Here is an 11,716-nt window from a genome sequence, read left to right on the forward strand (position 1 = left end):
GAGGCATGGCCAACATGGGACTTATCGCCGCAATGCAGGGATTCTGCGTCATCGGCATCATCATCCTGACTGGTTACATCGCCGCACGCTGCCAGATCGGCGGACCGACCGCGCAGATGGTGCTCAATCGCTTCAGCTACTTCGTCTCCACACCCTGCCTGATGTTCGCGCTGCTCTCCAAGGAACACCTGACCGACGTATTCACGCCCAGCATCGTCGTGGCAATCTTGTGCTCCGTAATCACCGGCATGATCTTCCTCGTCATCAATGCCGCGATCTTCCGACTCAAACTCGCCGACGCCACCATCGGTGTACTCATTTCCATGTTCATGAACGCGAACAACATTGGCTTGCCCGTCGCCACATACATTCTCGGCAACCCAGCCGCGGTCACGCCCATCGTGCTGATTCAAGGCATCCTGTTCACGCCCATCGCACTGACCATGCTCGACCTGTCCGCCAAAGAACGCAGCGCCATCAGCCTCACAACCATCCTTGGCCAGCCGTTGCATCAGCCGATTCTGATCGGTGTGCTCATCGGCATCGTGACGTCCGCCATCAGCGATCACCTTGGTTGGTTCATTGTGCCGAACTATTTGTATGACCCAATCAACATTGTGGGCGGCTCGTCGGTGCCGCTGATTCTGATGGCGTTCGGCATGTCCCTGCGCAATACCAAGCCGTTTGGCGCGGGCGCGAACTATGCGGCCACCATCGCCGCCGCGCTGCTGAAGAATGCGGTGATGCCGGCGGTGGCGTTCCTGCTCGCGTACTTCCTGATGGGATTCCGCGGCGCCGACCTGTACGCCTGCGTGGTGCTGGCCGCACTGCCGACCGCACAGAATGTGTACAACTATGCCGCGCGGTACGAGACAGGCACCAGATTGGCGCGCGACGGCATACTGCTCAGTACATTGTCGTCGCCGATATTTATCGCGGTGATTGCGGCGCTACTGGGGTAGGGCAGAATCGCAGGGCTGCTGCAATCACCGCTCGCGAAACCAACTCACAAGCCCGGCTTGCGCTCGCCGTTGCCGTAGAAGTGGGCGAGCGTCTCGTCGCGGAACTCCTCGAAGTAGCCGCCGTCAATCGACGCGCGAATATCGTCGAGCAGCTTCACGAAGAAGTGCTCGTTGTGAATCGTGGCCAGCGTGAACCCGTTGAACTCGCGGGCACGCAGCAGATGATCCACGTAAGCGCGCGAATAATGCTGGCAGGTGTAGCAGGTGCAGCCTTCCTCCAGCGGGCCGAAGTCGAACTTGTGCTGCGCGCGCTTGATGTTGTAGCGGCCATTGCGCGTGAAAATCGCGCCATTGCGGGCGCAGCGGGCGGGGGCCACGCAGTCGAATGTGTCGCCGCCGTTCTCCACGCAGGCGAAAATATCGTCCACGGAGGCGATACCCAGCACGTGGCGCGGGCGGCTTTCCGGCATCGCATCGCAGATCCACGCACAAGTGTCGCCGATGATGCGCTTCTCGATCGCGCCGCCGATGCCCACGCCGTCGAAATCAAGCGAGGCGATCTGCTCGGCCGCGTGACGGCGCAGATCCTCATAATTCGCGCCCTGCACCACGCCATACAGCGCCTGATACGGTTTGCCCAAGCGCTCGGCGGTCAGACGCTCGTGCTCGGCGACGCAGCGCTTGGCCCAGCGGAACGTGCGCTCCACCGAGTCCTCCTGGTAGGAGCGGGTGTTCATCAGCGTGGTGAGCTCGTCGAACGCGAACATGATGTCAGCGCCCAGCTTGTGCTGAATACCCATCGAGATCTCGGCGGAGAAGCGGTGCGAATCGCCGTTGAGCGGCGACTTGAACGTCACGCCGTCCTCGTCCACCCAGGCCATACGCTCCTTGCCTTTGGCGATGATGTCGTCCGACTTCATGCCGGTCACGTCCATAGTGAGCGTCTTCTTGAAGCCGACGCCCAAGGACATCACCTGGAAGCCGCCGGAATCGGTGAACGTCGGACCGTCCCAGTTCATGAAGCGTGCGAGGCCGCCCGCCGCATCCAACACGTCTTCGCCCGGGCGCTCGAACAGGTGGAATGCGTTGGCGAGCAGACACTGTGCGCCGAGGTCCTTCATCTGTTCGGGCAGCACGGCCTTCATGGCCGCCTGGGTGCCCACCGGCACGAACGCCGGGGTCTTGATATCGCCGTGGGGCGTGTGAATGATGCCGGTGCGGCCGTAGCGTGCGCCGTCACGGCCGAGGCCGTTCGCCGTGGACGAAAGTCGGGTGGTGGTTTCGAAGCTGAAGGCGCTGCGGTCGCCGGGCTGGCCGGGCTGAGCGCCGCGAGGGTGTTCAAGAAGGCTTGTCATGGTTTCACTTTAGGCAAAAGGGCGGGAAAACGCGAAGAAATCGTAAGCGCTGCGTCTGCAGATGGCCGGAGATGCGTTTATGTCAGTGTGATAGGTCAGGTATCTCGGTTGTAAGGGGTACATTGGGGCGTTGCCAAACATCTATCGGCGTTATGAGGGGTACTTGCGCGAGTAGTGAGGACCCATGAATGGCGTAATGATGGAGCGAAGTGATGATCTGCAACAGTGGAAATACCCCTTGCAAAGCAGATAGGCTTTTGCAATGGGTGGAATGTACCCCTGCTAACCGAGATATGGGCAATATCCATATGACTCCTTGCAGATTACGCATAGACTTTCAACTAACATTCAGAAAACCTCCAGATTGAATGCCTTTACTACAGAGGTAGAGCACGAGAGGTGCAGGCAAGCCGATGCGAACGGCTGGAGCTGCACCAAGAGACGTAATAGACATCATCGAAGGAGCAGCAATGGCTGACGAATTCAACCCGCAGGGCATTGACCAGGCCCCGCAGGATTCGAACAACGATTCAAACAACAACGAGTCGCAAAGCAATGCGCAAAATCCTCAAACTTCTGAGCCGCAGACTGATGCGGGTCTGAATGCAACCCAGCCAATCGCCAGCCCGGACGTCACCGCGACCGCTCCGCAGACCGCAGTGACCGAGCCGATTCCGGATTACGCTGCCGCCAAGGGCGAGAGCACCGTGGTCTCCTCCGCGCCCTCTGCTGGCACGGGCGATGGCGCAAACGCTCCGGCCTCCAATCCGACCGCCACGACTCCGCTGTACCGTCCGGCCCCCGAGTTCGGCGCCTACGGCCCGGTGCCGACGCCTAACCAGTCCGGCCAGCAGGGTGCTCAGCCCACTCAGCCGCTGCCATTCGGCCAGACCGCTCCACAGCAGCCGCAGCCGGGCCAGCCGGGTAATCGCAACCCGTACTTCACCAACAACCCGACTCCCTCCAACGGCAATCCGTTCGCTCCGCAGGGTGCTCCGCAGCACGGCCAGGGCAGCAACGGCTCCCATGGACTCTTCGGCTTCGGCGCTCGCAACAACGCGGACAACGCCAACGCCGCAGGCACTCCGGGCACTCCGAACGGCACTACGCCGGGCTTCCCGCAGCCGGGTGCAGGTGCTCCGCAGGCAGGCACCAAGGCGCCAAGCAAGGCCGCGGCCAGCGTCATCTCCGCAGTGATCGCCGCCGTTGTGGCCGCCGCTCTGTGCCTCGGCCTCGGCTACGCCGCCATCACCTATGGCTGGGTGACAGTGCCGACCTCCAGCTCGCTCGCCAATGTGACCTCGAACAAGTCCGGCTCCGGCTCCGCAACCGCCAAGACCGGTGAAGCGCCTGATTGGCAGACCGTCGCCAGCGACGTTTCCGGCTCCGTGGTCTCCATCCAGACCCAGCTGAGCAACGGCACGGCCAAGGGCTCCGGCGCCATCATCAGCACCGAAGGCTACATCGTGACCAACAACCATGTGATCTCCGGCGCACAGCAGATTCAGGTGACGCTCGCCAACGGCACCATGTACACCGCCCAGCTCGTCGGTACCGACACCACCACCGATTTGGCTGTAATCAAGCTCGACAACCCGCCGAGTGACCTCAAGGCCGTGGAATTCGCTGATTCCGACAAGCTCGCCGTCGGCGAGAACGTGATGGCCATCGGCAACCCGCTCGGCTACGACGACACCGCCACCACCGGCATCGTCTCCGCCCTCAACCGCCCGGTGACCGTGACCGACGACAACAACAACGAGATCGTGACCAACGCCGTGCAGATCGACGCCGCCATCAACCCCGGTAACTCCGGCGGCCCGACCTTCAACGCGGCCGGCCAGGTGATCGGCATCAACTCCTCGATCGCCTCCACCGCCACGTCTTCTGATTCCGCCGGTTCCATCGGCATCGGCTTCGCCATCCCGTCCAACCTGGTCAAGCGCGTGGCCAATGAGATCATCAAGGATGGCTCGGCCAAGCACGTGGCCCTCGGCGTGACCATCAAGTCCGACACTGTTGAGGCGGACGGCGTGACCCGCGGTGGCGCAACGATCACCAAGCCGACCTCCGGCGGCTCCGCAGTGGTCTCCGGCGGCCCGGCCGACAAGGCAGGGCTCAAGGAAGGCGACACGATCGTGGCCTTCAACGGCAACGCAGTGAACAACAACTACTCGCTGCTCGGTTTCGTGCGTGCCTCCGCCCTGGGCGATAAGGCGACGCTGACCATCGTGCGTGACGGCAAGACCATGGACGTGGACGTGACGCTCGATCAGGAAGAGTCCGCGGTGAACGGCTCCTCCAGCTCCAACTCGAACAACAACAACGGCAACAGCCAGAACAACCAGAACGGCAACGGCAACAGCCAGAACGGCAATGGTTCCAACGGTAATGGCAACAGCGACGGCGGCACCGGCGACGACGGTGGCTTCACCGATCCGTTCGGCCTCTGGTAAAGCCGACTGACACACGTCACATGACGTTGGGCGGTCGCCGCTGAACGCCATGTCAGACAATCAAAGAGCCGTGGAGGGCGAATCCCCCACGGCCCTTTTGCGTATGGCGCCATATGTATGCGCCATACAGAGCAAAGTCCCGCGCTTCGGGCACTATTGCAGATGCAATCACATTGCGATAATTCAATAATTCTTTACGCCGTGTATCGGAAGGTCGCGCAGGCGCAGCTCACAGCAGTGGAAGGCAGAATACGAGCCGTATCCGCTGGAAGCTGCCCGGCATAGACGCCGGTGGGTTAACAAGGCGTGACCATGTGCCGATCGAAGGCTGGCCAGGCGACTGCATACCCGCATCCGCCCGCGCTCGCCTCGCCGCCGCCGCGACAGCTAGCCGCAGCAATCGGCCCCGTATACGAGCGTAAGGAGCATGAGATGCACGATCTCGTCCGATTCTTCACACGACTATCCGCCGCGGCCATCCGTGTCTGCAAGCTGGTGCCGATGCTGCCGGTGGTCATCGTCGTCGCAATCCCCTTAGCCGCACTAGGCGAATGGCACCCGTGGGGGAGCACAGTGGACCTTCCGATTCTTGATAATCCAGGTATCGGCCAATGGCTGGTCATTGCACTGGTGCTGATTATCGTGACTGACACCGTCCGCGGCATGATCGACGACATTCGCCATGGTCAGGTCGGCGTCGATTTGCTCGCGGTGATGGCGATGCTCTCCACGGTGGCTGTGCACGAATACTGGGCCAGCTGGGCGGTCACGCTGATGATCACGTCCGGCGAGGCCATCGAGGAGTATGCGCAAAACAAGGCCGAGCACAGCCTGACTGCACTGGTCAAGGCAGCTCCGCAAACCGCGCACGTCGTGACCCTGCCCGGCGTGGGCCGCGGTGCAATGGCAAGCAAGCCTGAGGATGATGTTGCCGACGATGGCTTCCGCCGTACCGCTACTGCGCAAACTGCGGCGGCCCAGCATTTCAGTACGGTCCCGGTCGCCCAGGTACAGCCTGGCGATGTGCTCATGGTGCTGCCCGGTGAGATTGTGCCGGTGGATGGCGAGCTGCTTTCCGGCGAGGCGACGCTGGATCTGAGTGCGATTAACGGCGAGCCGGTGCCGCGCACGGTGTTCGCCGGTGCCCGCGTGATGTCGGGCGCGGTCAACGGTTCCGCGGCGCTCACCATGCGCGCCACGCAGCCGGCCGCCGAATCGCAGTACCAGCGCATTCTGCAGCTGGTCGAATCCGCCCAGGAATCCCGCCCGGCCGTAGTCAAGACCGCTGATCGATTGGCGGTACCGTTCACCGTGCTTTCGCTGGTGATTGCCGGCATCGCATGGGCGGTGTCCGGCATTCCGACGCGATTCGCGCAGGTGCTGGTGCTGGCCACGCCTTGCCCGCTGCTGATTGCGGCGCCGGTGGCCTACGTCGCCGGAACTAGCCGACTGGCTGCGGCCGGTGTGCTCATCAAAACCCAGGATGTGCTGGAAAACCTGGGTCGCGTAACCCAGATTTTCTTCGATAAAACCGGCACGCTTACGGTCAAGCAACCGCAGGTGGTGCGCGTGGAGATGCTGCCGGGCGTTAAAACGCAGCTCAATGAGGATCATGTGCTGATGATGGCCGGTGTGGTGGAAGGCTACTCAGTGCACATTCTCTCCAAAGGTATTGCGAAGGCTGGCGCCGAGGCGATGGCTCGACTGCGTGCCCGATTCGCGGCCGGCCAGCGCGACTGCCCGGAACCGGAGGCGAGCATGCCCGGGCATGGCCGCGACTATCCGGTGGTCAAGCACATTGAGGAGACGGCCGGCAAGGGCGTGTCCGGCGAAGTGGACGGGCATGCGGTCCGTGTCGGGCGACTGTCGTTTGCGGCCGCCCAGGAGGACGGCTTCCTGACGGCGGTGGAGCCGGGCGGGGCAAGTTCCAGCCGGGCGGGAGCGGGCATTGGTACCATCAGCTCGTTTCGCGGCCAAATTCCTCTGAGCGAAGGCGATGAGGATTCCGGTAAGGCTAGCAATTCCGCGGATCTGCGCACGCGATTCGGGATGCTGCAGCCGGATGAAATGGCATCCTACGTGTCTGTGGACGGTCAGCTGATTGCCCGCATCGTACTGTGCGATGTGCCACGCTCCAACGCCAAGACCGCGCTCGCCGCCCTGCATGAGCTCGGCGTCTCCAAGCTCACCATGCTCACTGGCGACAAACGCGCTTCGGCGGAGATCATCGCCCGCGAGGTCGGCATTGATGAAGTCCACGCTGAGCTCTTCCCAGAGGATAAGGTGGCCGCGGTACAGGCGGCGACCGATGGGGGCTCGCATGGGAAGATGGCCGGCAGCCCCGCCACGGCCAAGCCCATCACCATGATGGTGGGCGACGGTGTGAACGACGCGCCGGTGCTGGCCGCTGCGGATCTCGGCGTCGCAATTACGGACGGCACTTCAACCGCCGCCTCGGAAAGTGCGCAAATCGTCATCATGAATGACGATATCGCTGCCGTGCCGCGTGCCATCGCTATCGCCCGCCGTACCAAGCGCATCATGCTGCAGGCCGTAATCGCCGGCCTTGCGCTCGCGGTTGTTGGCATGCTTGCCGCCGCTTTCAACCTGATTCCAGTGGTGGTTGGCGCCTTCCTGCAGGAGGCCATCGACGTGGTCTCCATCCTCTGGGCTCTCACTGCCGTGCTGGATCGAGATTGAGCGGGGTGTTGTTTCCTTGGCCGAGCATCGATTCTGCCTCGCTGGGGCATGCCTGGTGAGATGTTCCCTCGGTTTACTCGAGATTGTGCTCCATTGGTGACATGTCAGCGTGGCATTTCCGCGGCTTATTCGAGGTTTCGCTCCACTGACAGCTTGCCAGCGGGGTGAATTTGCAATCAACCCGAGATTTTGCCCTACTGACAGCATTTGAGCGGCGCTGAATCTTGGTTTACTCGAGGTTATGCCTCGCTGAGAACTTTCGAGCGGGACGGTTGTCTGATTGACTCGGTGTTTCGCCCCGCGGAGTCTCGGATGAAGCGCTCGGCCGGTTTGCTTGATGTATTCGGTCAAATTAAATCAGAAATAATTATTGCTAGCTGAGGCTAGAAGATGTGCGAAAACCGCAGAAATACAGGCAGAACATGCTATAAAGCAACTTCATTTTCCGATTTGACTTAATAGTCATTAAGTGTAAAGTAGGCATCGTCAACAACAGAACAAGAACATCGCTTCGGCCGCGCATAGTAAAGATGCTGGTTCATTGCAGAACAATGCGAGCTGAGTCGATGGCAACAAAGGAGTGACGATGTCCGTTTCTGAAGCGGTATCAACGGTCTCAAAAGCCTGGACCGGCTCGGTGAGCGATAGCGAGCAGCCCAAGGCCCCCATCAAGATCGGTATTGCAACTGCCCTCGGCGCCATGCTGTGGCTCGGCCCCTACCTCGGCGTCAACGCGGTGCTGCTGCCGGCCAAGGTCCAGGTCATCGATCCGGCCAACAAGGCCAGCATCATCGCCCTGCTTTCCGGCTCCGCCATGGTGTTCGCAACCCTGGCCAACATCATCATCGGCGGTCTGTCCGATCTGACCCGCACCCGCTGGGGCCGCCGTACCCCATGGCTGATCGCCGGCTCCATCGGCTGCTTCGTGATGCTGCTGGTGTTCAACGCCGTACAGACCGTCCCGCTTATGGTCGTTTCCTGGTGCATCTACCAGATCTTCCTCAACGCGCTGGTCGCCCCGCTCGTCGCCGTCATCGCCGACCGTGTGGCACCTAAGCACCGCGGTCTGATCTCCTCCATCTATGCCTTCGGCTACGTGATCGGCCAGTACGGCGGTCAGCTCGTCGGCGCGCAGTTCCTCGGCCCGAAGATCGGCACCGGCATCATCGTGATGAGCGTGCTCACCCTGCTGTGCGGCCCGGTCGCCGTGCTGATCATGCGCGAACAGTCCAGCCTCGCCATGGAGAAGAAGAGCTTCACCTGGGATATGTTCGTGCAGCACTTCATCTTCCCGGTCAAGGACTGCCGCGACTTCTACCTCGCCCTCTTCGGCAAGATGCTCGTGAACACCGCCACCACCGCAATCATGGCGTACCAGCTCTATATTCTCAGCGACTACATCAAGCTGGACACTTCCGGCCAGCAGAAGTACGTTTCCATCATCTCCATGCTGCTCATGGTCACCGCCATCGTGATGTCCATCATCGCCGGCCCGATTTCCGACAAGATCAAGAGCCGCAAGATTCCGGTCGCCTTCGCCGCCCTGCTCGTGGCGATCGGCGTCGCCATGCCGATGGTCTCCAACGCCGCCTGGACTATGGTAGCGTACGGCGCGATCGCCGGTCTCGGCATGGGCATCTTCTTCGCCGTCGACCAGGCGCTGAACATCGAGGTGCTGCCGAACGCCGAGAACGCCGCCAAGGATCTGGGCATTCTGAACCTCGCCAACACCGGCTCCCAGCTGCTCGGCCCGATTGTGGCCGCCGCCATCGTGGGTCTCACCGGTGGCAGCTACTACGGCCTCTTCCCGGTGTGCGCCGCGGTCTCCCTGGTTGGTGCTGTGCTGATCATGCTGATCAAGCGCGTGAAGTGAGCGCCGCATTCTGCGGAAGATAACTTGGAACAACCACAACGCAATACACCGTAACCAAAGCAAGAACAGTCAAGGTACTCTCGTCACTTAGACTGAATACTTATTAAGTAATAAGGAGATTTCCCATCATGGTCACATGGACCGAAACCACCGAAACCAACCGCTGGCAGACCAAGGAAGCGCCTGATCAGGGGGCAACCAGCGAACTGGGCGTCACTCTGACCGGCGGCAAGGAGCAGGAAGTGGAAGGCTTCGGCGGCTGCTTCAACGAACTCGGCTGGCTGCCGCTGCAGCAGCTGAGCGAGCAGGACCGTGAACAGGTCATCAAGGAACTGTTCAGCCCGGACGAGCTCAACTTCCGCTTGAACCGCGCCCCGATCGGCGCCAACGACTTCGCCGCCGACTGGTACAGCTACGACGAAACCCCGGGCGACTACGAACTCAAGGACTTCTCGGTCAAGGGCGACGAGCGCGCCGTGCTGCCCTACATCCGAGCCGCCAAGAAGTACCAGCCGCAGCTCTCCGTGCACTCCAGCCCGTGGAGCCCGCCCACGTGGATGAAGAATCCGCCGGTCTACAACTACGGCAAGCTCGTCATGACGCCGGAGAATCTGCAGGCCTATGCCAACTACTTCGTCAAGTACGTGCGCGCCTACCGCGCCCTCGGCGTGAACGTCACCCGCATCTTCCCGCAGAACGAGCCATGGTCCGACGCCAAGTACCCCACCTGCAAGTGGACCAGCGAACAACTGCGCACCTTCATCCGCGACTATCTCGGCCCCACCTTCGAGAAGGAAGGCCTCCTGGGCAAGGCCGAAGACGGCGGCGTGGAAATCTGGCTGGGCACGCTCAACGGCCCACGTGACATGCAATTCGTCAGCCTCTACGGCATGGTGCTCGAAAACTACAACCGCTACGTCGACAACATCCTGATGGATGACGAAGCCCGCAAGTACATCACCGGCATCGGCTACCAGTGGGAAGGCCGCGACTGCATCGAGCGCACGCACAAGGCATGGCCGGAGCTGAAGCTCATGCAGACCGAATCCGAATGCGGCATGGGAGACAACTCCTGGGAGTACGCCGAATACATCTTCCATCTGGTCAACCACTACCTGACCCACGGCGCGCTGGGCTACACCTACTGGAACATGGTGCTCGCCGGTACCGAGAGCACCTGGGGTTGGCATCAGAACTCCCTGTTCTCCGTGGACACCGAGGCCAAGACCTTCATCCGCAACCCTGAGTACTACATGATGCGTCACTACTCGCACTTCGTCAAGCCGGGTGCTCGCGTGCTCGATCTCGAGGGCCGCTTCTCCTCGATGGCCTCCGCCTATGAGAATCCGGATGGATCGTTGGTCGTGGTGGTGCAGAATGCGCTGGAGCGCGAAGTGAGCTTCAGCTTCGCCGATCCGGCGAACGCCGACCGTGCCTTCACCGCAACGTTGGCTCCGCGCTCCTTCAGCACATTTACCTTGGACTGATGCCGTAGTGCTGTTTGCGGCCGCATAAAGGTCTTCCCAACATCGCAATCGGTGGTTGGGAAGACCTTTTTGTATGTGATGCATATCTGATTGGTGGCTCTGCGCATTCCGGCGCATCGTATATGGTGACTGTGTATGCGAATGCTGGCAATGTGATTGATGAAGGTGTGGTTGGCCGCAGTGGTTGGAACGAAAAACGGAGCGAAACGTACACGAGGCGCAAAAGACGCCAAAGCCGCAATGACAGCTGAAGAACGCCGCATCAGCATCATCAACACCACTACCCAGTTCGTGGCGCAACATGGCTTCTGGGGATTGCGTCTGCGCGAGATCGCCGTAGCCGAAGATATGACTGAGGCAGGGCTGCTCTATCACTTCGGTTCCAAGGAAGGTTTGCTGCTCGCCGTGCTCGATTACCGCGACAAAACCGACCGTGCGGCGCTTTATGGCCGCCTCAATGTGCCATTGCCGGCCGGCGGCGAGGCTATTGGCGATGATGACGATTTCCCGGTTGGGCTACGCGACCTGACCATCGCCACCACCGAACGCAACGCAGGTCAGCCGGAAATCGTGCGCCTCTACACCGTGCTGGAGGGCGAGGCGCTGAGCCAGAACCATCCGGCCTATGAATACTTCCGCAACCGTGAGCAGTGGGTGATGCGTGAGTATACGCGAGCCGCCCTCAATGATGGCGCTGCCGATCCCGAGCGTACGGCCCGGCAGACCCTTGCCGCCATGGACGGCCTGCAGATGCGCTGGCTGTACGATCCGGAGTCCATCGATTTGGCAGATGAGTGGAAGCTCCTCGTGGACAAGATTCTGCGCTAGCGGGGCGTTCCACCGGCCGGCCGGTGCTGGATTGATGTTTTGCCTCGCTGAGGGC

General features: G+C 61.3%; 7 protein-coding genes. 6 read left to right on the forward strand and 1 reads right to left on the reverse strand.

Going from position 1 to position 11,716, the window contains the following annotated elements; genetic code table 11:
- Positions 1-14: 14 nt before the first annotated feature.
- Positions 15-962 (forward strand): AEC family transporter, encoded by a 948-nt coding sequence (locus F7D08_RS02855; RefSeq protein WP_193316179.1) that lies wholly within the window; start codon positions 15-17, stop codon positions 960-962.
- A 44-nt stretch (positions 963-1,006) separates the two neighbouring features.
- Here the strand turns inward: F7D08_RS02855 and tgt are convergent, their stop codons facing one another.
- On the reverse strand, positions 1,007-2,317 hold the full coding sequence (gene tgt, locus F7D08_RS02860) for a tRNA guanosine(34) transglycosylase Tgt (protein WP_152209188.1): 1,311 nt from the start codon (positions 2,315-2,317) through the stop codon (positions 1,007-1,009).
- 470 nt (positions 2,318-2,787) lie between these two features.
- Between tgt and F7D08_RS02865 the strand changes: the two genes are divergently transcribed.
- The 5 genes from F7D08_RS02865 (at position 2,788) to F7D08_RS02885 (ending at position 11,661) form a co-directional block, all read left to right on the forward strand.
- Entirely contained in the window at positions 2,788-4,773 is a 1,986-nt protein-coding gene (locus tag F7D08_RS02865) for a S1C family serine protease (protein ID WP_152209189.1), read from the forward strand.
- A gap of 432 nt (positions 4,774-5,205) precedes the next feature.
- A complete protein-coding gene (locus F7D08_RS02870; RefSeq protein ID WP_152209320.1) occupies positions 5,206-7,473 on the forward strand; it encodes a heavy metal translocating P-type ATPase in 2,268 nt (755 codons plus the stop codon).
- Positions 7,474-8,059: 586 nt separating this feature from the next.
- Complete coding sequence (locus F7D08_RS02875) at positions 8,060-9,346, forward strand: MFS transporter (RefSeq protein WP_152209190.1); 1,287 nt, start codon at positions 8,060-8,062, stop codon at positions 9,344-9,346.
- Between the two features lie 128 nt (positions 9,347-9,474).
- Positions 9,475-10,833 (forward strand): glycoside hydrolase family 30 protein, encoded by a 1,359-nt coding sequence (locus tag F7D08_RS02880; RefSeq protein WP_152209191.1) that lies wholly within the window; start codon positions 9,475-9,477, stop codon positions 10,831-10,833.
- Between the two features lie 240 nt (positions 10,834-11,073).
- Positions 11,074-11,661 carry a TetR/AcrR family transcriptional regulator gene (locus F7D08_RS02885; protein ID WP_152209192.1) on the forward strand — a complete coding sequence of 196 codons (588 nt, stop codon included), beginning with the start codon at positions 11,074-11,076 and terminating at the stop codon, positions 11,659-11,661.
- The last annotated feature ends 55 nt before the right edge of the window (positions 11,662-11,716 follow it).

It is taken from the genome of Bifidobacterium cebidarum, from assembly GCF_009193305.1.
GTDB lineage: Bacteria > Actinomycetota > Actinomycetes > Actinomycetales > Bifidobacteriaceae > Bifidobacterium > Bifidobacterium cebidarum.